The organism is Kitasatospora sp. NPDC059747 (assembly GCF_042732955.1).
GTDB lineage: Bacteria > Actinomycetota > Actinomycetes > Streptomycetales > Streptomycetaceae > Kitasatospora.
Map to the genome: position 1 here is coordinate 1 of NZ_JBHWGV010000052.1, position 20,024 is coordinate 20,024.

The window sequence follows — 20,024 nt, forward strand, 5'->3', positions numbered from 1 at the left end:
GTTCACGGGCCCGGCCGGGGCTTCTGCCTGCCCGGACCGTCCGGACAGACCGGCCGGGTCCGGACACGCGAAAGGGACCCTGGATCCCAGGGTCCCTTTTCGCGTCCTCCCGCCGGGGCGGGAGAGAGGGTCAGGCGCTCTTGCGGGTGTCACGCGGGTGAACCGCGAGGTTCATCCCGCCGGAGCGGAGCACCGCCAGCCGCTCGGCCAGCACCTCCTCCAGCTCCTCGCGCGTACGGCGCTCCATCAGCATGTCCCAATGGGTGCGCGTCGGCTTGGTCTTCTTCTCCTCCGGCTCGTCGCCGTCGAGAAGTGTCGCCTCCTGGCCACAGAAGCGGCATTCCCAGGTCTGGGGGATCTCCGCCTCGACCGAGAAAGGAACCTCGAAACGGTGTCCGTTCTGACATGCGTACTCGACGGTCTGGCGGGGAGCCAGATCGATACCACGGTCGGTCTCGTAGCTAGTGGCCCCGAGTCGCGTGCCGCGGAGAGCTCGCTCGCTCATGAATCGTGCCTCCCGGGCTTATGGCCCACAGGACTAGTGGTCGCTGTTCTTCGTCGTTCGGTCAACGCTCGGCTTCCGACGAAGATTCCCGTCCCGGGACATGCGTCGTCTGTCGTGCCGCCCCTGTTTGTACCCACCGGCGCCCGATTTGTCACATCTGGCCGGTGATATCACCCCAGGTGTCACCTATTTCACATCTGGTGATCGTGCGGCCTTTCTGTCACGAGCGTACCGGGACGGGATCCGGAAGCCGTCGGCGCCCCCGGTTCCGTGCGGTCAGGAGATCGGACGGGAACGGATCATCGGCTCGCCCTTGCCGAGGTCCACGGGCCGGACGGCGGGCGCCGGCTCGGCGGGGCGGACCAGCGGCGGCTGCTCGGGGCGCGGCGGTGCGTCGGCCGCGGCCTCGGTGCGGGTGTCGCGGTGCGGCAGCAGGGCGATCACGGCGTCCCGCAGGGCGGCCGGGGCCTCGTCGTCCAGCGGGTCGACGGTGGCGGGCACCTGGAGCCGGACCGGGACGCCGTTGCCGATGCGGGCGTAGCCGCGGCCGATCGGGGCGTGCGCGGCGGGCACGATGTCGAGCGGGGCGCCGAGCGCGAGGTGGCCCTCCTCGGGGCCGGCCGGGCCGAGCAGCACGCGGGCCCTGGTGGTGGTCCGGACGGTGGGGGTGAGCCGGTCCCTGGCCTCGACGTCGTCGGCGATCACGACGGTGACGCGGGCGGCGCGGCCGTGCCGCAGCGGGAGCTCCAGCAGGTCCTGGGGGTCGGGGCGGCCCTCGGCGTGGGCGAGCTCGCTGAGCTCGGTCGGGTGGTCGAGCAGCAGCCACAGCGGCCGGGTGACGTCCTCCGGCGGGGCGCTGCCGGTGTGCCGGGCGGTGTTGAGCGCGGCGAGCCGCCGGTCGGTCTCCTGGGCGGCCCACTCCAGGGCGGCGAGCGCGCCGTGCAGGCTGGTCTCGACGGTGTGCACGCCGGGCCGGTTGACCAGGCACGCGTGCTCGCCGGTGCCGGCGCCGTCGATCACCACGAGGTCGGCGTACGGGAGGGCCTGGAGCGCGATCGAGCGGACCAGGCTGGAGGTGCCGTACCCGGCGACGCCGAGCGCGAGCAGGTGGGGTTCGCCCGAGCGCGGCCCGGTGCGCCAGATCACCGGCGGCTGCTGCGTCACGGCGCCGCCCTGGCCGACCGGGATGGTGCGGGCGGTGCCGTCCTCGTCGGTGAAGCCGAGCACGATCTCGCCGGGGGCGGCGACGAAGCGCTGGGCGACGATGTCGGTGGGCAGCGGGCTCATCGCGGAGATCCGCAGCTTGTTGGACTCCTCGTCCCAGTCGAAGCGGTACTCGCGGGCCCGCCCGGCCTTGCCCTGGACGACCTGCTCGATCCGGGCCCGGGCGGCCGGCTCGGTGTCGGTGAAGTACGCCGGATAGGTGAGCTCCAGGCGGGAGAGCCGGCCCTCGCCGTCGAACTCCCAGGAGCCGAAGGCGCTCTTGTAGCTCCCCTCGAAGTGGTACAGCGGGTTGGCGTCCTCGGGGCCGCAGAGGTAGGGCGTCAGCGCGGAGTAGAGCGCCGCGAGCTTGACGTCGGCGACGTCGGGCGCGGGCGGGGCGGGCGGCGCCTTGGGGGCCCGTCCGGCCCACGCGGCGCTGGCCATGAGCGCGATCAGGGCGAACAGCAGGCCGTGCGGCAGCAGGTAGATGCCGACGAGCATCGCGGCGGACAGGAACAGCGTCGGGCCGCGGCGCTCCTTGGGGGTGGCCTGCCAGCGGTCCTTGGCCCAGCCGGTGTGGTGGCGCAGGCCGCGGCCGATGACGGTGAGCGGGGCGAACATGTCGGAGGCGTGGTCCCCGGCGGTCCGGGCGATCTCACGGCCCTTGCCGAGGTGGCGGTGGAGCGACATTCCTTGACTCCCCGGGCGGTCGGGACGGGTGGGGGGTGAAGCGGATGGAGCTGGGACTGTCGTCGTACGACGGGGCCCGGGGCGGTGGGATCCGCGCCCGGGCCCGTACGGGGGAGTGGCGGCGCTAGAACCTGAGGCCGCCGAGCAGGCTGGCGAGGCTCGCGCCGCCCGCGGTGATGCTCGGTGCGATCGAGGAGCCGGCGACGTAGAAGCCGAAGAGCGCGCAGACGATCGCGTGGGAGACCTTTAGTCCGTCCCGGCGGAAGAACAGAAAGGCGATGGTGCCGAACAGGACGATGCCGGAAATCGAGAGGATCACGTTCTGCTCCTCGGGGAGGGGGACAGGGACAGTGTCACTGAAAGTGCCCTAATCGTGACAAAAAGTAATAGATGATGGAACGGTGCAAATGGGTGGTTTCACCGTTCAATACCGCCGTGGGGCTCGGGCGGAGGTATGCGAACCGGCCCGGGTCGGGGCCGTGCGGCGCTCTGTTGCGGTGCGGCGAGGCATTCCCGGCGGGTGGGCGGGAAGTTTCCGGGGGGTCCCGGAAGTTCGCTCGAACGGCTGCGCAACCGATCCGTCGGCGTGTCGTTTCCGGTGGAGCCCGCATCCGCCATCCGGACGCGTGCTGGCCCGGGCGTCCGCCCGGCGGCTACGGTGCGGTACGCGCGGCCGGCACCGCCACCGAGCACGAACCGACCGCGAACCGACCGCGAACCGCCCGCGAATCGACCACGAGAGGCCGCCCGCCATGACCGACGCCGCCAGCCCGCAGCCCGCCGACGCCCCCGACGCCGAGGTGATCGCGCTCGCCGGGAAGCTCTTCGACGCCGCCCGGGCCGGGGACACCGCCGCCCTGACCGCCGCCGTCGACGCGGGCGTCTCCGCGAACCTGACCAACGGCAGCGGCGACACGCTGCTCATGCTCGCCGCCTACCACGCCCACGCCGGTACGGTCGCCGCCCTGGTCGAGCGCGGCGCCGACCCGAACCGCGCCAACGACAAGGGCCAGACCCCGCTCGCGGGCGCCGTCTTCAAGGGTGCGGTGGACGTCGTCGACGCCCTGCTGGCCGCCGGCGCCGACCCGAAGGCCGGCTTCCCGTCCGCCGTCGACGCCGCCGCGATGTTCGGCAAGGCGGACCTCCTCGCCCGGTTCGAGGGCCGCTGAGTCCAGGCCGCGCCCCAGGTCGTAGGCTTTTCGACCATGGAGAGCAGCGCGACAGAGAGCACGTCGGCCGGGGCCGCCGGCACCGTCGAGTACCGCGTCACCGGCTACGGCCACCCCGACGCCCAGGCCCTGTCGGCCGAGGTGCAGCAGGAGTACGTCCGCCGCTACGGCGACCCGGACGAGACCGTGCTGCACCCCGACGACTTCGAGGCGCCGGCCGGACTGTTCCTGATCGCCTACCTGGACGGCCGGCCGGTCGCCTGCGGCGGGTGGCGGGCCAAGCAGGCCGGCCCGCACGGGCTGCGCGACGGTGACGCCGAGCTGAAGCGGATGTTCGTCGTCCCGGGCGCCCGCGGGCGCGGCCTCGCCAGGGGCGTGCTGCGCCGGCTGGAGCAGACCGCCGCCGAGGCCGGCCGCACGCGCTTCGTCCTGGAGACCGGCACCGAGCAGCCCGAGGCCGTCGCGCTGTACCACTCCGAGGGGTACGAGGCGATACGGAAGTTCGGGATCTACCGCGAGCACCCGCAGAGCATCTGCCTCGGCAAGGAGTTCACCTCCGCGTCCGACTGACGGACCGTCCGCCGGGTAGGCTCCGGGCGAGACCGGTCCGGGGCACGTTCAGGGGGACGGATGAGTCACCAACCGCCGGCGCCCGACCGGCTCCCCGCCCTGGCCGCGCCCGGCGGGGCGCTGGACCGGCTGGTCCGCGCCGGCGCGCGAGGAGTCGGGGCGGGGGCGGTCTGGGCCGTCGGCGACGCCGGCGGGACGGTCGGGCGGGGCGCCCACGGGCCGCTCGGGCAGGGCTCGTACGCGCGGCTCTCGCCCGGACCGGACACCCGGTACGACCTCGCGAGCCTCACCAAGATCGTCGCGCTCTGGCCGTGCGCCGGGGCGCTGTGGCAGGCCGGCCGCCTCCCGCTCGACGAACCCCTCGGGCACTACTGGCCGGACGCCGCGGGGCGGCCGGCCGGCGAGGTGACGGCCCGTCAACTGCTCGCCCACACGGCCGGATTGCTGCCACGGACGAACTTCGAGCGGCTCTACGGGCGCGACCTCGCGGCGATCCGCTCCGGCGTCATCGCCGCCCCGCTGCACCGCGCGCCCGGCACCGCCGTCGAGTACACCGACCGCGCCGCCGTGCTCCTCGGCCACCTCGTCGAACACCTCGGCGGCGCCCCGCTCGACGAGCTCGCCGCCCGCCGGGCCTGGCGGCCGCTGGGCATGTCCGACACCCGCTACGGGCCGCTCGGCCCCGGCGACACCGCCCACGCCGCGCCCACCGAGTACGACGAGACCCTCGGCGCCCACCTGCGCGGCGTCGTCCACGACCCGTCCGCCCGCCTCCTCGGCGGCGTCTCCGGCAACGCGGGCGCCTTCTCGACCGCCCGCGACCTCGGCCGCTTCCTCACCGCCCTGCTCGACCCGCCGCCCGGACTCTCCTGGGGCGAGCCGTGGATCGCCGAGTCCCTGCGCGAACAGACCGGCGGGCTCGCCCCCGCCCGCGGCCTCTCCTGGCTCGTCGCCCCCGGCACCGACCCGGCCGACGGCACCTTCGTCCACTACGGGTTCACCGGCACCGGGATCTGGATCTCCCGCCGGCTCGGCCGCTGGGCGCTGCTGCTCACCAACAAGGTCCACTACGACCGCGAGGTCCAGCCGCTCACCGACCTGCGCAACGCCTTCCGGCGGGCCGTCTTCGGCTAGCGCCGTGCTGTTGGGCCCCCGCGCCACCCGATCGGGTGGATCTCGCACGAACCACCGCTCCCGGTGCGGAACCTGGGGCAGAGTGGGCCACGACGGACGGGTGGTGGCGGAGGAGTCGCGATGACGGAGACCTGGCAGCTCTCGGAGGGGGAGTGGCTGGCGCGCATGGTGCGCGCGTACGTCGGCTGCAGCGTCCTGCTCACCGACGCCATGGGCAACGTCCTCCTCCTGAAGCCGATCTACCGCGCCCACTGGCTCTTCCCCGGCGGCGGCATGGACCCCGGCGAGGGCCCGGCCGAGTGCGCCGCCCGCGAACTGCGCGAGGAGACGGGGCTCGTGCTCGACGACGAACCGCGGCTGGTCGTCGTCGAGTGGCGCGACCCGATCCCCAAGCAGCGCGAACACGCCCACCCCGCCGTCCAGTTCATGTTCGACGGCGGGGTGCTCGACGCCGCCGCCGAAATCCGCTGCCAGGCCGAGGAGATCGCCGAGTACGGCTTCTTCACCCCGGCCCGGGCGGCCGCGCTGCTCCACCCGAACGCGGCACGGCGGCTCACCCGGGCCCTGGACGCCAGGCGCGCCGGGCTCACCGCGCTGCTCCACTCGACGGGCTACCTCGGCTGAACTCTGCCCGGCCGACCGTCAGACGAGAGTGCTCCAGTAGTACCAGAACCGGTTGAGGATCAGCAGCGCGATCACCGCCGCCCACAGCACCGGCAGCGCCCAGTGGTAGCGCGCCGCCTCCCGCACGACCGTCCGCAGCCGCGGGCCCGCCGGGATCACGCCCGAGCGCAGGTTGTGCAGCGTCGTGTACCAGAACAGCGCCACGACCGTCGCCCACACCACCATGCAGTACGGGCACAACGCGCCGATCTCGTACAGCGCCTGGTCGATCAGCCAGTGCACGAAGACCACGCCCAGGAACGTCCCCGCCTGGAGGCCCAGCCAGAACCAGCGGCGGTACGCGGCGCCGGCCAGCAGTCCCGCGCCGATCGCCGCCAGTGCGCCGAAGGCGGCCAGCCCGATCAGCGGGTTGGGGAAGCCGAACACCCCCGCCTGCTCGGTGCGCATCACCGAACCGCAGCTGATCACCGGGTTGATGTTGCAGGTCGGGACGTACGACGGGTTCTCCAGGATGCGGAGCTTGTCGAAGGTCAGGACGGCGGAGGCCGCCAGCCCGATCAGCCCGGCGAGGAGCAGGAGCAGCGAGAGCGCCCGGCCGGCGCCGATCGGGGCGCCCCCCGGGGCGGGGCCGGCGGCGGGGCGGGGCACGTGCACGGAGGTAGAGGCGGTCATGGCAGCACACTCCGGTGGCTGGGAAGGGTGCCGGCCCGGCCGGGGTTCGGCCGGGCCGGTGGAGCTCGCTACAGGCCGGCGGCCTGCTTGACCTGCGCCGTGAACTGGTCCGGAGTGGCCGGGTTCTGGCCCGAGAACAGTGTGACCGGCTTGCCGTCGACCTTCACCGTCGGCGTGCCCTGCACCCCGCTGTCGTTGAACGCGTTCGCGACCTTGGCCGCCCACGGCGCGTAGGTGCCGTCCTGGACGGCCTTGACGAAGGCGTCGGTCTTCAGGCCCGGCACCTGGTCGGCCAGTTCCAGGATCTTGTTGGTGTCGCCGAAGCTGTCGGTGCGCTCGTCGGGCTGGTTCTTGTAGAGCACGTCGTGGAAGGCCTTGAACTTGTCCACGCCCTCGTTGAGCGCGGCGCCGGCGGCGGCCAGCGCGGTGCGCGAGCCCTTGCCGCCGAGGGCCTTGTCCAGGAACGCGGCCAGGTGGAACTCGACCTTGATCTGGCCGTCCGCGGTGAGCTGCTTGACCGTCTCGCCGTTGGCCGCCTCGAAGTGCTTGCACACCGGGCAGCGGAAGTCCTCGTAGACCTCCATCGTGTGCGGGGCGTCGGCCTTGCCGTAGGTGATCACGGTGCCGTCCTGGCCGGAGGCGTTCGCGGGCACGACCAGCGGTGCCGAGGAGCCCGACCCGGCGGCCGTCTCCTTGTCCTTCTTGGCCGAGTTCACGGCGATCGCCCCGGCGCCCGCGATGGCGAGGACCACGACGGACGCGACGGCGATGACGATGCGCTGGCGGCGCTTGGCGGCCGCCTGCTCGCGGCGCTGCGCCTCCTGGATCCGCTCGCGGGCGCTGATGCGCTGGGACTGCTTGCTGTTGGCCTGAGCCATGGGGGTCAACTCCTGTACGCGGCGCGCGGGTGCGCGCGGGATGCCTCGCTCGGGCGGGCCTCGGAGGGGCGTGCCTCGTTGGGCTGTGCCTCGGAGGGCCGTGCCTCACTGGGGCGTGCCGAGGGGCGGGGTGGGTGAACGCGGGAGTCGTGCGCCGGGCCCGTGGCCGTGGGAACGGTGTCAGCAGGCCGGCGCGAAGGCCGGCGGGCCGCGCCGGGGCGCGGGGCTGAGGACGACGTCCTCGCGGCGGGGACGCTCGTGGTCGGACACCGGCAGCGGCACCCGCAGCACCGGGCGCACCGGGGCCGGGACCAGCAGCAGGAGCAGTGCCCGCAGCGGCGCGGCCACCGACTGGCGCAGGGCGCGCAGCGCCCGGGCCAGCCCGGTCAGGGCGGCATCGCCCAGCCGCAGCCAGGCGGACGCGGCCACCGCGATCATCAGGTGCACCAGCAGGACGAGGAGCTGGGTCGCGGCGGGCGCGAACGGTCCGTCGTGTCCGAGCGGCCCGGACAGCAGCGAGCCGTCCACCGAACCGCCGCCGCACACCAGCAGGTTCATGCCGCGCGCGGGCACGTGCTCGCTCAGGATCGGGCCACAGCCGGTCTGGCCGAGGTTGAACGTCGTGTTGAGCAGCAGCTCCACCGGCACCATCACGGCGGAGATGTGCAGCAGCCGCCGCTCCCCGCCGGCCAGCGCGGCCGACACCAGGAAGACGACGGCGGTCGCGGCGGCCACCAGCGTGAGCGGCAGCGGGCGACCCGTGATGACCACCTGGCCCAGCGCGGACAGCGGCACGGCGAGCGCGGTGAACACCGCGGCCCGCAGGGCCCTGGTCGCACGGGTGGACGTCATCACGTCCGGGAGTATGTCACGACCCTTACACCCGGCACGAGGGTGCGGGCCGGAACGGTGCCCCTCGGGAGGGGGTGGCGGGTCGTGCCGCGCGGTCGCCCGTGGTGGACGGAAGATGAACGCCCAGTAGACAAGGAGGGTCGGAGGACTAGCCTGGAAGGCGTTTCGCCGCTCCCGGGATGGGGCGGCGACCCCGACGAGGGGGTGAACGCCCATGGCCCGGCCCGACGCCACGGTCGGACAGGTGCTGCTCGCCCGCATCGAGGCCCAGGCCGCCGTGCTCGCCGGACTCGACGACGCCGTCCGCGCGGACGAGCCGGACGCGGTCCACCGGATGCGGGTCGCCTGCCGGCGCCTGCGCAGCGCGCTGCGGACGTACCGGCGCCTCTTCGCGGCCGGCGCCACGGACGAGCTCGTGGCCGAGCTGAGATGGCTGGCCGCCGCCCTCGGCCGCGCGCGCGACCGCGAGGTCCTGGCCGAGCGGCTCGCGGCCCGCGCCCGGGAGCTGCCCGCCGAGTGCGGCCCGGAACGGGTGGCCGCGGAACTGGAACGGTGGGGCGGGGCCGAGTACCGCCGGATCCGGCCCGAAGTGGTGGCCGCCCTCGACAGCTCCCGCCGCCGTGCCCTCGCTGCCGGGCTGGCCGGGCTGCTGGCCGCCCCGCCGCTGCGCCGCCGGGCCCGGCGCCCGGCGGTGCCCGAGCTGTCGCGCATCGCCGCCAGGGAGCAGCGGCGCACCGGCCGCCGGGTGCGGGCCGCCCTGGCCGCCGGGCCCGAGGACCGGGACCGCGCCCTGCACGAGGCCCGCAAGGCCGCCAAGCGCGCCCGCTACGCCGGTGAGACCGCCGCGCCGGCGGTGGGCGGGGCGGCGGACCGGTACGTCGAGCGGATGAAGGCCGTGCAGGAGGTGCTGGGCGAGCACCAGGACGCCGCCGTGGCCGCCGTCGCCCTGGCCGGCCAGGCCGCGACGAGCGGCGAGGCGTTCGCGTACGGCGTGCTGTACGGCGGACAGCTGGCGGCGGCGGAGGCGGCCCGGGACCGCCTCCCGGCGGTGTGGGCCCGGGCGTCGCGGCACAGGCTGGTGCGCTTCGGCTAGTGCCGTGCCGGGCGTCGCAACATGGTGGACCTGTCCGGCCACGGCACCAGGGCCACGGCACCGGCGCCGGGGGCCTCAGGGGGTGCCTGGTCGACGGCGGGATCATGGCGGCGCGGCGCTTCGGCCGAGCACCCCGCCCCGCTACTTCGGGTCGAGGCCGGCGGTGCGGGCGGCGGTGCGGAGGAGGTCGTGGAGCATCTCGGTCGTGAGGCGGCCGGTGTTCGTGTTGCGCGGGCTCACGTGGTAGCAGCCGTACAGGTGGAGCGGCGGGCCGCCGTCGGTGGCGGGCAGGGTGGCGTGGGCGGCGTGGCCGAACGCGGGGCGTGGCCGCGGGACCTCCCAGCCGGCGGCGGCCACGGCCGGGAGCAGGGCCTGCCAGGCGAACCCGCCGAGGGCGACGACCGTCCGCACGGCGGGGCGCAGGAGCTCCAGTTCCCGGGTGATCCAGGGGCGGCAGGTGTCGCGCTCGGCGGTGGTCGGCTTGTTGTCGGGCGGGGCGCAGCGCACCGGGTCGGTGACGCGGACGCCGCGCAGCTCCAGGCCGTCGCCGTGGCGGACGGACTCCGGGCGGTTGGCGAGCCCGAGCTCGTACAGGGCCGCGTACAGGATGTCGCCGGAGGGGTCGCCGGTGAAGATGCGGCCGGTGCGGTTGGCGCCGTGGGCGGCGGGGGCGAGGCCGACGAGGACGAGCGGGGCGTCGGGCGGGCCGAAGCCGGGGATCGGGCGGGCCCAGTAGTCCCAGTCCTGGTAGGCGCGGCGCTTGGTGCGGGCGGTCTCCTCGCGCCACTCGACCAGGCGCGGGCAGGCGCGGCAGCCGGTGACGACGCGGTCCAGGGCGGCCATTGCGGCGGCGCGGGCGGCGGCCTCGGCGGGGTGGCGCGGGTGGCCGGGGTCGTCGGCGGGGGACAGCGGCATGGCGACGATCCTAGGGCCGGTCAACGTTCTCCCGGCTCGCACCCGGGCAGGCGTAGCGTGGAACCAGCTGCTCCGGCGGCCCCCGGTCGGCCCGGGTCGGCCACGGCCGGGACGGGTGGGCGCGCGCGAGGAGGCCGCGATGATCGTCGATGCGGTGCTGGGGGCGATCGGGGGTCTGGTGGGGCTGGGGGCGGTCTGGGCGGGCCTGAGCATCAGGGTGGTCCAGCAGTTCCAGAAGGGCGTGGTGTTCCGCTTCGGGCGGGTGCGGGACGAGGTGCGCGAGCCGGGGCTGGTCGCGCTGATGCCGATCGCGGACAAGCTGCGCAAGGTCAACGTGCAGATCGTGACGATGCCGATCCCGGCGCAGGAGGGCATCACCCGGGACAACGTGACCGTGCGGGTGGACGCGGTGGTCTACTTCCGGGTGGAGGACCCGGTCAAGGCGACCGTCAACGTGCAGGACTACAACTTCGCGATCTCCCAGGTCGCGCAGACCTCGCTGCGGTCGATCATCGGCAAGAGCGAGCTGGACGACCTGCTGGCCAACCGCGAACCGATCAACCAGGGCCTGGAGTTGATGATCGACAGTCCGGCGCTGGGCTGGGGCATCCAGATCGACCGGGTGGAGATCAAGGACGTCGCCCTGCCGGAGTCGATGAAGCGCTCGATCGCCCGGCAGGCGGAGGCCGAGCGCGAGCGCCGGGCGCGGATCATCACGGCGGACGGCGAGTACCAGGCCTCGGCCCGCCTGTCGGAGGCCGCCGCGGTGATGAGCGCGACCCCGGCGGCGCTCCAACTGCGGCTGCTGCAGACCGTGGTGGAGGTGGCGGCGGAGAAGAACTCGACGCTCGTGCTGCCGTTCCCGGTGGAGCTGCTGCGCTTCCTGGACTCGGCGACGGACGCCCAGCTGCGGTCGGCGCGGAACGCGGTCGCCGAGACCGCACAGGCGGCCGTCGACACCGCGCGGCCGGCTGTCGAGGACGGCGCGCAGCAGCTGGAACTCCCGCCGCTGGAGGAGCTGTTGAAGCCGTCGCCCCCGCTGGATGGCGCGGAGGCGGAGGACCGGCGCGCCGAGCACGGCAAGGCGGCCTGAGGGCGGTCCGGAGGCGGCCGTGAGGCTCCCCGGGGCTGCCCCGGTGGCGACCGTCGGCCGCCCGGACCACGATGGACAACGGGGCCGGCAGGCACGTCAGGGAGGCGGACCATGACCAGAGCCAGCGACATCATGCACCCGGGCGCGGAGTGCATCCGCGAGCACGAGACGCTCGCCACCGCCGCCCGGATCATGCGGGACCGGGACGTCGGGGCGCTGCCCATCTGCGGCGAGAACGAGAAGCTGCTGGGCATCGTCACCGACCGTGACATCGTGCTCAAGTGCATCGCGGAGGGCCGGGACCCGTCCGCGGTGACGGCGGGCGAGCTGGCCGAGGGCCGGCCGATGACGGTGGAGGCGGACGAGGACACCGAGCAGGTGCTGCGCGTGATGGAGCAGTACCGGGTGCGCCGGCTGCCGGTGATCAACCACCCCGAACACAAGCTGGTCGGGATGATCAGCGAGGCGGACATCGCGCGCGGGATGCCGCAGGCGCGGGTGGCGGAGTTCGTGTCGGCGGTGTGCGCGGAGGAGGCGCCCAAGGCGGACGCGTGACGCGCGTCCGCCCTTCGGAGGGAGCGTCCGGTCAGGCGAGCGCGTAGACCGTGGTGGCGTGCGCGGCCGGCTCCTCGTCGCCCTCGGCGGTGAGCGTGATGTCGAGGAAGGCGATCCGCCGGCCGAGCTTGGTCACCCGGGCGTGCACCAGGACGTCCCGCTCGGCGACGGCGCGCTGGAAGGTCGTCGACTGCTGGACGGTGGTCATCGGCCCGAAGCCGCCGCGGGCCGCCGACACGGCGATCACGCTCGCGGTGTCGGCGGCGGCCATCAGGGCCTGCCCGGACAGCCCGCCGCCCTCCCGGGCCAGTTGCCCGGACCACGGCAGGCGCAGCACGGCGTGCCGCTCGCCGGTCTCGGTCACCGACAGGCCGAGCGCCTGCACCCAGGGGGCGAAGTTGTCGGCCAGGATCTTGTCCGCCTCGGCGGTGGTGAGGGTCATCCGGCCATTGTGGCGCCGCTGGTGGCCCCGTGTCAGCCGGGTGCGGTGAGGCTGTCGAGGTGGCGGCGCAGCACCGTGCGCAGCTCGTCCGGGCCGACCAGGTCGGGGTGCTGGACGGCCTGGAGGGTGAGGCCGTCGAGGAGGGCGGAGAGGCGGCGGGTCTCGACGGCGAGGTCGAGGCCGGGGGCGAGGGCGCCGGAGCGGGCGGTCTCTTCGAGGACGCGGCGGACGAGGTCGTCCAGGCCCGCCTGCATCTCGGCGGCGCGGGGCCGGAGTTCGGGGCGGGTGCGGGCGGCGGTGACGAAGGCGAGCCAGAGCGCGGACTCCTCGCGCCGCCGGGCGTCCAGCGGGAGGACCTCGGCGAGCAGCGCCTCGGTGCGGGCGGGCCGGTCGCCGGCGGCCGTCGCCGGGTCGAGCAGGGCGCCGGCGTGGGCGCGGATCCGGGCGTCGATGCGGCGGGCCAGCTCCTGCATCGCGAAGATCATCAGCTCCGGGCCGCCCGCGAAGTAGTGCCGGACCGACCCGACAGCGAGCCCGGCCTCCTCGGCGACGTTGCGCAGTGAGGCGTGTTCCAGTCCGTCCCGGGCGGCGACCCGCAGTACGGCGTCGGCGACGGCCTGGCGGCGTTCCGCGGGGTCCACGATCTTGGGCATGTTGTCGTTATAGCACGGGTGGGCTAAATTGCTGATTTAGCACAGTCGAGCTAAAAACGTGGGGGGAACCGACATGAACGTCTGGCTGCACGCGGGGCTGATCGCCGCCGTGGTGGCGGTGGTGGTCGTCCGGCGCCTGAACGGCGAACCGCTCAACGCCCGGGACCTGTTCGCGCCGCCCGTGGTGCTGACCGGGATCGGCCTCTGGACGGTCTCCCGGCACGCGGGCCTGCACGCGGCGGACTACGCCTGGATCGCCGCGGGCGCCGTCCTCGGCACCGCACTCGGAGCGGCCCGCGGCGTGACCGTCCGCGTCTACGAGCGCGACGGCGTGCTGTGGCAGCGCTACACCTGGCGGACGTTCCTGGTGGCCGGGATCTCCCTCGCCGTCATGGCCGGATTCGCCGCGCTGGCCGCCCACTTCGGCCTCGCCGCGGACGCCCGACCGGTCCAGCTCTCCATCGGCACCGGCTTCCTGGGCGAGGCCCTGGCCGTCGGCCACCGCGCCCTGTCCAGCGGCACGCCGTTCGCCCCGGAGCGGCGGGTCTAGTCCTCCTCCCGCAATCCCCCGGCGATCAGCTCGGCGAGGTGCAGCGCCCGGCGTCCTTCGGTGAGTTGGGTGATCTGGGTGCGGCAGCTGAAGCCGTCGGCCAGGATCACCGTGCCGGGGGTGGTGGCGCGCAGTTCGGGGAGGAGGACGCGTTCGGCGATCGCCTCGGAGATCTCGAAGTGGCCCTGCTCGAAGCCGAAGTTGCCGGCCAGGCCGCAGCAGCCGGAGTCCAGGACCCGGTTGTGCAGGCCCAGTCGGGCTTCGACGCGGCGGTCGGCGGCGGTGCCGAGGACGGCGTGCTGGTGGCAGTGGGTCTGGGTGACGGCGTCGCGCGGGATGCGGGGGAGCGGGGCGTCGGGGGCGTGTTCGTCGAGGAACTCGGCGAAGGTGAGCGTGCGTCGGGCGAGCGGGCGGCCGTCCGGGCCGAGCAGGCGGGGGAGGTCCTCGCGCAGGCTCGCGGTGCAGCTCGGGTCGAGTCCCACCACGGGGGTGTCGGCGGGCAGGCCGGCTGCGTCGATCGCGCGCAGGCTGCGGCGCAACACCCGCCGGGCGGAGTCGAGTTGGCCGGTGGAGTACCACGTGAGGCCGCAGCAGACCGGGCCGGCGGGCAGGCGGACGTCGAAGCCCAGGTGCTCCAGCACCTCGACGGCCGCGCGCGCCACGTTCGGCTGGAGGTGCTCGGAGAACGTGTCCGGCCAGAGCAGGACGGGCGGTGCGCCCGCCGGGGCCGGGTGCGCGGCGCGGTGCCGGCGGTACCAGCGGGTGAAGGTCTCCGGCGGGAGGACGGGCAGGACGCGCCGCCGGTCGATCCCGCCGAGCCGCTTCAGCAGGGCGCCGGCCGGGGAGCGGGCGAGGGTGTTGGCGGCCCCGGGGGCGAGGGCGGCGGCGCGCAGCCAGAGCGGCAGCCGGCCCATCGAGTAGTGGGAGCGCGGGCGGAGGCGGCGCCGGTAGTGCTGGTACAGGAACTCCGTCCGGTACGTCGCCATGTCGACGTGCACCGGGCAGTCGCTCGCGCAGCCCTTGCAGCCCAGGCAGAGGTCCAGCGCCTCCCGGACCTCCTCCGAGCGCCAGCCGTCGGTGATCGCGGCCTCGGAGCGGTGGCCGGAGGGTGTCCCCGCGCCGCGCAGCATCTCGGCGAGCAGCCTGGCCCGGCCCCGGGTGGAGTGCCGCTCCTCGCTCGTGGCCATGTAGCTCGGGCACATCACCCCGGTGCTGGTGTCGACGCACTTGGCGACGCCGACGCAGCGGTGCACGGCCTTCGTCAGGCTGCCGCCGTCCTGCTCGTACGGGAGGGCGAGGGGCAGGGCGCGGCGCGGGGCGGTGACGAAGCGCAGGTCGGCGTCGAGCGGGCGCGGGTCGACGAGGGCGCCCGGGTTGAGCAGGTTCTCCGGATCCCAGATGTGCTTGAACTCGCGGAAGAGCGTCAGGACTTCGGGCCGGTACATGCGCGGCAGCAGCTCGGCGCGGGCCTGTCCGTCGCCGTGCTCGCCGGAGAGCGAACCGCCGTACGAGACGGCCAGATCGGCCGCCTGCTCCAGGAACTCCCGGAAGACCAGCACCCCTTGGGGCTCGCCGAGCGGGAAGTCGATCCGCAGGTGCACGCAGCCCTCGCCGAAGTGCCCGTACGGCACGCCGCGCAGGCTGTGCCGGCGCAGCAGCGCGCGCAGGTCGCGCAGGTAGTCGCCGAGCCGCTCGGGCGGGACGGCGGAGTCCTCCCAGCCCGGCCAGGCCTCACCGCCTCCCGGCAGCCGGGTGACGGTTCCGGCGCCCGCCTCCCGGACGGCCCACAGCTGCCGCTGCTCGACCGGGTCGGTGACGAGGGCGACGGCGGCCGACGGCTCGCGCCGCACCGCGTCGGCGAGCCGGCGGGCGGCCTGGTAGGCCTCGGTGCGGGTGGCGCCGCCGACCTCCAGGAACAGCCAGCAGGCGCCGGCGGGCAGCCGGTCGAGCGCGGGCGGGCGAGGGCCGGCGGCGAGGAGGGCCTCGATCAGGTCGGCCGCCATGCCCTCGGCGGTCAGCGGGCCCAGCGGCAGCAGGGCGGGGACCGCGTCGGCGGCAGCGCCCTCGTCCGGGTAGCCGGCCACGACGAGTGCGCGGGCGGGCGGGTCCTCGACGAGCCGGACGGTGGCGCCGAGCAGCAGCGCGCAGGTGCCCTCGGTGCCGGTGAGGGCGCGGGCCAGGTCGTGGCCGTGCTCGGGGAGCAGTGCGTCCAGCGGGTAGCCGGAGCCGCGGCGGGGCAGGCGGGGCAGGCCCTGGCGGATGGCCGCGAGGTTGCGGTCGGTGAACTCCTGGAGCAGCGTGTGGAGTTGCCCGGCCCGTCCGGGTAGGGCGCGCAGCGTGTCGCGTTCGGCGGGGGTCAGCGGGCCGCCGACGGTCAGCTCGGTGCCGTCCGCGAGGAGCAGTTCCAGCCGCTCGACGCTGTCGGAGGTGCGCCCCCAGGCGAGGGAGTGCGAGCCGCACGCGTCGTTGCCGATCATGCCGCCGACCGTGCAGCGGCTGTGCGTGGACGGGTCCGGGCCGAAGCGCAGCCCGTGGGGGCGGGCGGCGCGCTGGAGGTCGTCCAGGACGACGCCGGGCTCGATCCGGGCCGTGCGGGCCTCGGGGTCGACGTCGAGCACCGCGCCCAGGTGGCGGCGGAAGTCCAGCACCACCGCGCCCGGCCCGATCGCCTGCCCGCCGATGCTCGTGCCCGCCCCGCGGGCCACCACCGGCACCGCGTACCGGCGGCACAGCGCGAGCGCGGTGCGCACGTCGTCCCGGTCGGCCGGCTTGACCACGCCGAGCGGCAGGTGGCGGTAGTTGGAGGCGTCGTGGCCGTAGACCGTGCGCTCGGCGGCGCCGAAGCGGACCTCGCCGCGCAGCTCGGCGGCCAGCTCACGGGCCAGCTCGGCTCCGGGGACGGCGGACGGACGGCTCACCGGGGACCTCCGGGGCGGTGCGGCGACGGCTCCGGCCGATCATGACAGCTCGACGTGCCGCGCGGCAGTGGGCCACCCCGCCCGTTCCTCCGACGGAGTGGCCGCCGTAGCCGCTGCCCCGCGATCCCGGGATCAGGGCTTGCGCCGGTTGGCCCCCGTGATCGTGCCGCGCGCGATGTGGGACAGCTTCGCCACCTCGAACGCCGGGTACGCCCCGCCCGCCAGGAGCGTGAACTTGACGCCCTCGCGCCCGCCCGGCTTCTTGTGCCCGGGCGGCAGGAAACGGCGGTGGTGCTCGGCGGCCCGGTGGAAGAACTGCGGCCGCTCGGCGCGCGTCACGCACCCGGCGAGGTCGAACACGAACAGGTAGTGCCGGATCATCCGGACGAACACCGCGTCGCGGACGGCGTACAGGTGCGGCTGGTCCTCCAGCAGCGCGAAGGCGCGCTCGTACTGCTCGAAGAGGTCGAAGACGCTGCCGCCGGGCGAACCGGTCGGGTGGACGGTCTCCCGGCGCCGCAGCTGCACGCACTCGCGCGGCAGGACGGCCACCCGCTGCGCGCCGAGCATCGCCTCGTACACGACCGGGATCTCCTCGTACCGGCCGTCGGGGAAGGCCAGCTTGAGCTCGGCCCAGTGGCCGCGGCGCACCAGGCGGTCCCAGATCAGCGGCGGCGCGCCCAGCAGCTCCGGGCGCTCGAACGGCCCGGCGACCTCGCCCCCGGCCGCGGCCAGCCGCTGCGCCGCGCCGCCGGCCCACTCGCGGCCGTTGTGCAGCCGGGTGTGCCCGAACTGCAGGACGTCCACCGGGCCGGTCTCCGCCAGCCGGTCCGCGAGCGCCTGGAGCCCGTCCGGCGGCAGTACGTGGTCGGCGTCCAGGAACAGCAGGTACTCGCCGGCCGCCCGCGCCGCTCCGGCGTTGCGCGCCACGCCCACCCCGACCGCGGCGTCCAGGTGCAGCACCGACACCTGCGGGTGCTTCGCCGCGAACGCGTCCACGAGGTCGCGCGGGGTCTCGGCGGAGCGGTCGGCGACCACGATCACCTCGACGTCCCGGAAGGACTGGCCGAGCAGCGAGTCCAAACAGTCCGCCAGCTGTTCGTGCTGGTCGTAAGCGGGGAGCACGACACTGATCAGGGGTGAGGGCATGACGCCGGAGCGTAAGAGGGCGCGCGAACCGTGGCAAAGCCCTGACGCCCCGTAATTCCGGGCAATCCCCGGCAAACCGCACGACCGTGCGCGATATCTTCACGCCGCCTTCCGGACGCGTCCACGCCAGAAACCTGGCCGTATCCGAACGGCACGGGCCCGCGACGCGCTGCGCGCCGCGGGCCCGTGGGGGTGCCGGAGGGGCCGGCTCGGTGCCGGCGGCCGGATCAGTACCAGTGGTGGGTCTGCCAGAAGGACCACGCGCCGCAGGGGCTGCCGTAGCGGGAGTTCATGTAGTCCAGGCCCCACTTGATCTGGGTCGCGGGGTTGGTGCGCCAGTCGGAGCCGGCGGAGGCCATCTTGGAGCCGGGGAGGGCCTGGACGAGGCCGTAGGCGCCGGAGGAGGCGTTGACGGCGAGGGGGTTCCAGGTGCTCTCGCGGGAGACGATGTTGCTGAAGCACTGGAGCTGGCCGGCGGGCACGAGCTGGGCGGCGATCTGCTGCGGGGTGCCGGTGGGGGCCGCGGGGGCGGCGCTGAGGGTCTGGCGCTGCTGGGAGCGGGACGCGGCGGCGTCGGCGTCGGCCTTCGCCTTGGCGTCCGCCTGGGCCTTCGCGTCGGCCTCGGCCTGCGCCTGGGCGGCGGCCTGGGCCTGCGCCTGGGCGGCGGCCTGGGCCTGCGCCTGGGCGGCCGCGGCGGCGTCGGCCTGGGCCTGCGCGGCGGGGTCGGCCTGCGGGGTCTGCGGCGCCTGGGCGGCCTGGTCGACGACCGAGACGGCGGCGACCGGGGTGGCGGCCTCGGCCGTGTCGCCGGCCTGCGGGATCGCCAGCGCGGCGGTGGCGGCACTCGCCACGACGAGGGTGGCGACACCGGTGATCAGGGAATTGCGGCGGGCATGGCTGAGCGGCATGACTGCGGAAGGTCCTTTTCCGTCGGGTGGCATCACACGACCGTCCTCGGACGGCCGCGGCGCCCCGGCGGAACCGGCGGGGCGGGCCGGGCGGCGCGGCGGTGGGACCGTCGGCGCTGCCTGGCGACGAGCCATTCTTGGCAGGGCCGGGGACGGGTGGCAAAGGCGCTCGCTACTACGCCGGGTAGTGGGTGCGGCGGGGGGTGGTCGCCCGTTTTGAGTGGATTGCCCGAGTTGTTCGGCTGGAGGTTGCGGGCCGGTTGCGGACGGTGATCCAGAGGGGGAACGGCATGGTGGCCTGCGTTCTTCAGGTGGGGTGAGGCGCCGGGCGGGCCCGGGATCAAGCGGGTCGGGCGCCCGGTGCGGGGCTTCTGCTACGGAGAGTCGTAGATGGGGAAACCCCTGTGGGCGGCCTCACATGTTTGGCGGGCGGAGTTCGGCGGAGAGTGGTCGGATCGTCACCGGAATGTGGTGGAATCCCGCCTTGCTGTGTTCCTGCCAAGCCGGGCTGGCAGGGCCCGACCCCTCCTGCCGCGCCGCCGCGGCGCGCCACGCTCGATCCTCCCGACCTGTCCAGGAGGTATCGATGAAGCGTCAATTCGGAAGGATCGTCGGTCTGTTGGCCGGATTCGTGTTCGCGGCGGGCATGACGGCCCTGCCCGCCGCGGCCGCCCCGACGCCGTCCCAGACGGTCGTCGGCGGCACGCAGGCCGCGCAGGGCGAGTTCCCGTTCATGGTGCGGCTCTCGATGGGCTGCGGCGGCGCGCTCTACAGCCCGCAGATCGTCCTCACCGCCGCGCACTGCGTGAACGGCACCGGCGCCGACACGACCATCACGGCCACACTCGGCGTCGTCGACCTCAACAGCCCCGACGCCATCACCGCGCAGTCCGCGTACGTGTACCAGTCGCCCGCCTTCAGCGGCGCGGAGAACGGCAACGACTGGGCACTCATCAAGCTGAGCGCGCCGGTCGGCGGCGCACAGGTCGCCACGCTGCCGGTCACCGACTCCACCGCGTACGACGACGGCACCTTCACCATCGTGGGCTGGGGCGCGGCCACCGAGGGCGGCGACCAGCAGCAGTACCTCCTGAAGGCCACCGTGCCGCACGTGGACGACGCGGCCTGCACGACCGCCTACCCGAACCTCGTCACCTCGGCCTCGCTGTGCGCGGGCTACGTCGACCAGGGCGGCGTCGACACCTGCCAGGGCGACTCCGGCGGCCCGATGTTCCGGGCCGACTCGGCCGGGCGGCCCGTCCAGGTCGGCATCGTCAGCTGGGGCAACGGCTGCGCCCGACCGGGCTACCCCGGCGTCTACACCAAGGTGAGCACCTACGCCGCCGACATCGCGGCGGCCGCGGCCACCCTCTGACCGGTGATGCGGAGAGGCGCCGGGGGGGGGGGGGGGGCGGGCGGGCGGCGGGGGGGGGGGCGGGGCGGGGGCGGGC

General features: G+C 74.8%; 21 protein-coding genes. 9 read left to right on the plus strand and 12 right to left on the minus strand.

The window, feature by feature from the left end:
* Nucleotides 1-130: 130 nt before the first annotated feature.
* The 3 genes from ACFV4G_RS22665 to ACFV4G_RS22675 all read right to left on the minus strand — a co-directional run bounded on the left by ACFV4G_RS22665 (nucleotide 131) and on the right by ACFV4G_RS22675 (nucleotide 2,717).
* Nucleotides 131-505, minus strand: a complete 375-nt coding sequence (locus ACFV4G_RS22665; RefSeq protein ID WP_329929550.1) for an RNA polymerase-binding protein RbpA — start codon at nucleotides 503-505, stop codon at nucleotides 131-133.
* A 276-nt stretch (nucleotides 506-781) separates the two neighbouring features.
* On the minus strand, nucleotides 782-2,398 hold the full coding sequence (locus ACFV4G_RS22670; RefSeq protein ID WP_380443159.1) for a hypothetical protein: 1,617 nt from the start codon (nucleotides 2,396-2,398) through the stop codon (nucleotides 782-784).
* A 124-nt stretch (nucleotides 2,399-2,522) separates the two neighbouring features.
* Nucleotides 2,523-2,717, minus strand: coding sequence for a hypothetical protein (locus ACFV4G_RS22675; RefSeq protein ID WP_188305060.1), 195 nt, complete (start codon nucleotides 2,715-2,717; stop codon nucleotides 2,523-2,525).
* A 433-nt stretch (nucleotides 2,718-3,150) separates the two neighbouring features.
* Between ACFV4G_RS22675 and ACFV4G_RS22680 the strand changes: the two genes are divergently transcribed.
* The 4 genes from ACFV4G_RS22680 to ACFV4G_RS22695 all read left to right on the plus strand — a co-directional run bounded on the left by ACFV4G_RS22680 (nucleotide 3,151) and on the right by ACFV4G_RS22695 (nucleotide 5,895).
* Nucleotides 3,151-3,567: an ankyrin repeat domain-containing protein gene (locus ACFV4G_RS22680; protein ID WP_380443161.1), complete on the plus strand. Its 417-nt coding sequence runs from the start codon at nucleotides 3,151-3,153 to the stop codon at nucleotides 3,565-3,567.
* Nucleotides 3,568-3,603: 36 nt separating this feature from the next.
* Nucleotides 3,604-4,137 (plus strand): GNAT family N-acetyltransferase, encoded by a 534-nt coding sequence (locus tag ACFV4G_RS22685; RefSeq protein ID WP_380443163.1) that lies wholly within the window; start codon nucleotides 3,604-3,606, stop codon nucleotides 4,135-4,137.
* A gap of 60 nt (nucleotides 4,138-4,197) precedes the next feature.
* On the plus strand, nucleotides 4,198-5,271 hold the full coding sequence (locus ACFV4G_RS22690) for a serine hydrolase domain-containing protein (protein WP_380443165.1): 1,074 nt from the start codon (nucleotides 4,198-4,200) through the stop codon (nucleotides 5,269-5,271).
* Between the two features lie 120 nt (nucleotides 5,272-5,391).
* Nucleotides 5,392-5,895 carry an NUDIX domain-containing protein gene (locus ACFV4G_RS22695; RefSeq protein WP_380443167.1) on the plus strand — a complete coding sequence of 168 codons (504 nt, stop codon included), beginning with the start codon at nucleotides 5,392-5,394 and terminating at the stop codon, nucleotides 5,893-5,895.
* Nucleotides 5,896-5,913: 18 nt separating this feature from the next.
* On the opposite strand, the gene ACFV4G_RS22700 is transcribed toward ACFV4G_RS22695, so the two are convergent.
* The 3 genes from ACFV4G_RS22700 to ACFV4G_RS22710 form a co-directional block, all read right to left on the minus strand.
* Nucleotides 5,914-6,567, minus strand: coding sequence for a vitamin K epoxide reductase family protein (locus ACFV4G_RS22700; RefSeq protein WP_380443169.1), 654 nt, complete (start codon nucleotides 6,565-6,567; stop codon nucleotides 5,914-5,916).
* 68 nt (nucleotides 6,568-6,635) lie between these two features.
* Nucleotides 6,636-7,445 (minus strand): thioredoxin domain-containing protein, encoded by an 810-nt coding sequence (locus tag ACFV4G_RS22705; protein ID WP_380443171.1) that lies wholly within the window; start codon nucleotides 7,443-7,445, stop codon nucleotides 6,636-6,638.
* A 180-nt stretch (nucleotides 7,446-7,625) separates the two neighbouring features.
* Nucleotides 7,626-8,297 (minus strand): hypothetical protein, encoded by a 672-nt coding sequence (locus tag ACFV4G_RS22710; protein WP_380443173.1) that lies wholly within the window; start codon nucleotides 8,295-8,297, stop codon nucleotides 7,626-7,628.
* 214 nt (nucleotides 8,298-8,511) lie between these two features.
* Between ACFV4G_RS22710 and ACFV4G_RS22715 the strand changes: the two genes are divergently transcribed.
* The gene (locus ACFV4G_RS22715) at nucleotides 8,512-9,390 is read left to right on the plus strand and encodes a CHAD domain-containing protein (RefSeq protein ID WP_380443176.1); all 879 of its coding nucleotides are present in this window, start codon (nucleotides 8,512-8,514) and stop codon (nucleotides 9,388-9,390) included.
* Between the two features lie 141 nt (nucleotides 9,391-9,531).
* Here ACFV4G_RS22715 and ACFV4G_RS22720 read toward each other — a convergent pair whose 3' ends face one another.
* A complete protein-coding gene (locus ACFV4G_RS22720; protein WP_380443273.1) occupies nucleotides 9,532-10,233 on the minus strand; it encodes a uracil-DNA glycosylase in 702 nt (233 codons plus the stop codon).
* Between the two features lie 211 nt (nucleotides 10,234-10,444).
* Here ACFV4G_RS22720 and ACFV4G_RS22725 point away from each other — a divergent pair, with 211 nt between their 5' ends.
* Together ACFV4G_RS22725 and ACFV4G_RS22730 are read left to right on the plus strand one after the other, a co-directional pair.
* Nucleotides 10,445-11,398 (plus strand): SPFH domain-containing protein, encoded by a 954-nt coding sequence (locus tag ACFV4G_RS22725; RefSeq protein ID WP_380443178.1) that lies wholly within the window; start codon nucleotides 10,445-10,447, stop codon nucleotides 11,396-11,398.
* Between the two features lie 111 nt (nucleotides 11,399-11,509).
* On the plus strand, nucleotides 11,510-11,953 hold the full coding sequence (locus ACFV4G_RS22730; protein ID WP_380443180.1) for a CBS domain-containing protein: 444 nt from the start codon (nucleotides 11,510-11,512) through the stop codon (nucleotides 11,951-11,953).
* A gap of 31 nt (nucleotides 11,954-11,984) precedes the next feature.
* Here ACFV4G_RS22730 and ACFV4G_RS22735 read toward each other — a convergent pair whose 3' ends face one another.
* Nucleotides 11,985-12,395, minus strand: a complete 411-nt coding sequence (locus tag ACFV4G_RS22735) for a PaaI family thioesterase (protein WP_380443182.1) — start codon at nucleotides 12,393-12,395, stop codon at nucleotides 11,985-11,987.
* 32 nt (nucleotides 12,396-12,427) lie between these two features.
* Nucleotides 12,428-13,048 carry a TetR/AcrR family transcriptional regulator gene (locus ACFV4G_RS22740; RefSeq protein WP_380443184.1) on the minus strand — a complete coding sequence of 207 codons (621 nt, stop codon included), beginning with the start codon at nucleotides 13,046-13,048 and terminating at the stop codon, nucleotides 12,428-12,430.
* A 73-nt stretch (nucleotides 13,049-13,121) separates the two neighbouring features.
* On the opposite strand from ACFV4G_RS22740, the gene ACFV4G_RS22745 reads away from it, so the two are divergent.
* Entirely contained in the window at nucleotides 13,122-13,598 is a 477-nt protein-coding gene (locus ACFV4G_RS22745) for a DUF1453 domain-containing protein (protein WP_380443186.1), read from the plus strand.
* Here ACFV4G_RS22745 and ACFV4G_RS22750 read toward each other — a convergent pair.
* The 3 genes from ACFV4G_RS22750 to ACFV4G_RS22760 form a co-directional block, all read right to left on the minus strand.
* Nucleotides 13,595-16,516 (minus strand): FAD-binding and (Fe-S)-binding domain-containing protein, encoded by a 2,922-nt coding sequence (locus tag ACFV4G_RS22750; RefSeq protein ID WP_380443188.1) that lies wholly within the window; start codon nucleotides 16,514-16,516, stop codon nucleotides 13,595-13,597. The two genes, ACFV4G_RS22745 and ACFV4G_RS22750, sit on opposite strands and share 4 nt — an antisense overlap.
* 132 nt (nucleotides 16,517-16,648) lie before the next feature.
* Nucleotides 16,649-17,665: a glycosyltransferase family 2 protein gene (locus ACFV4G_RS22755; protein ID WP_380443190.1), complete on the minus strand. Its 1,017-nt coding sequence runs from the start codon at nucleotides 17,663-17,665 to the stop codon at nucleotides 16,649-16,651.
* Nucleotides 17,666-17,892: 227 nt separating this feature from the next.
* Entirely contained in the window at nucleotides 17,893-18,573 is a 681-nt protein-coding gene (locus tag ACFV4G_RS22760) for a transglycosylase SLT domain-containing protein (RefSeq protein ID WP_380443192.1), read from the minus strand.
* A 586-nt stretch (nucleotides 18,574-19,159) separates the two neighbouring features.
* On the opposite strand from ACFV4G_RS22760, the gene ACFV4G_RS22765 reads away from it, so the two are divergent.
* Nucleotides 19,160-19,948, plus strand: a complete 789-nt coding sequence (locus tag ACFV4G_RS22765; protein WP_380443195.1) for a serine protease — start codon at nucleotides 19,160-19,162, stop codon at nucleotides 19,946-19,948.
* Nucleotides 19,949-20,024 lie beyond the last annotated feature (76 nt).

Bases quoted from the DNA above. Each gene is read 5' to 3' on its own strand.
- ACFV4G_RS22715 (WP_380443176.1), top strand. From the start codon at position 8,512: ATGGCCCGGCCCGACGCCACGGTCGGACAGGTGCTGCTCGCCCGCATC.
- ACFV4G_RS22710 (WP_380443173.1), bottom strand. From the start codon at position 8,297: ATGACGTCCACCCGTGCGACCAGGGCCCTGCGGGCCGCGGTGTTCACC.
- ACFV4G_RS22735 (WP_380443182.1), bottom strand. From the start codon at position 12,395: ATGACCCTCACCACCGCCGAGGCGGACAAGATCCTGGCCGACAACTTC.
- ACFV4G_RS22725 (WP_380443178.1), top strand. From the start codon at position 10,445: ATGATCGTCGATGCGGTGCTGGGGGCGATCGGGGGTCTGGTGGGGCTG.
- ACFV4G_RS22685 (WP_380443163.1), top strand. From the start codon at position 3,604: ATGGAGAGCAGCGCGACAGAGAGCACGTCGGCCGGGGCCGCCGGCACC.
- ACFV4G_RS22720 (WP_380443273.1), bottom strand. From the start codon at position 10,233: ATGGCCGCCCTGGACCGCGTCGTCACCGGCTGCCGCGCCTGCCCGCGC.
- ACFV4G_RS22745 (WP_380443186.1), top strand. From the start codon at position 13,122: ATGAACGTCTGGCTGCACGCGGGGCTGATCGCCGCCGTGGTGGCGGTG.
- ACFV4G_RS22705 (WP_380443171.1), bottom strand. From the start codon at position 7,445: ATGGCTCAGGCCAACAGCAAGCAGTCCCAGCGCATCAGCGCCCGCGAG.
- ACFV4G_RS22755 (WP_380443190.1), bottom strand. From the start codon at position 17,665: ATGCCCTCACCCCTGATCAGTGTCGTGCTCCCCGCTTACGACCAGCAC.
- ACFV4G_RS22670 (WP_380443159.1), bottom strand. From the start codon at position 2,398: ATGTCGCTCCACCGCCACCTCGGCAAGGGCCGTGAGATCGCCCGGACC.
- ACFV4G_RS22700 (WP_380443169.1), bottom strand. From the start codon at position 6,567: ATGACCGCCTCTACCTCCGTGCACGTGCCCCGCCCCGCCGCCGGCCCC.
- ACFV4G_RS22680 (WP_380443161.1), top strand. From the start codon at position 3,151: ATGACCGACGCCGCCAGCCCGCAGCCCGCCGACGCCCCCGACGCCGAG.
- ACFV4G_RS22690 (WP_380443165.1), top strand. From the start codon at position 4,198: ATGAGTCACCAACCGCCGGCGCCCGACCGGCTCCCCGCCCTGGCCGCG.
- ACFV4G_RS22765 (WP_380443195.1), top strand. From the start codon at position 19,160: ATGAAGCGTCAATTCGGAAGGATCGTCGGTCTGTTGGCCGGATTCGTG.
- ACFV4G_RS22740 (WP_380443184.1), bottom strand. From the start codon at position 13,048: ATGCCCAAGATCGTGGACCCCGCGGAACGCCGCCAGGCCGTCGCCGAC.
- ACFV4G_RS22730 (WP_380443180.1), top strand. From the start codon at position 11,510: ATGACCAGAGCCAGCGACATCATGCACCCGGGCGCGGAGTGCATCCGC.
- ACFV4G_RS22760 (WP_380443192.1), bottom strand. From the start codon at position 18,573: ATGCCGCTCAGCCATGCCCGCCGCAATTCCCTGATCACCGGTGTCGCC.
- ACFV4G_RS22695 (WP_380443167.1), top strand. From the start codon at position 5,392: ATGACGGAGACCTGGCAGCTCTCGGAGGGGGAGTGGCTGGCGCGCATG.
- ACFV4G_RS22665 (WP_329929550.1), bottom strand. From the start codon at position 505: ATGAGCGAGCGAGCTCTCCGCGGCACGCGACTCGGGGCCACTAGCTAC.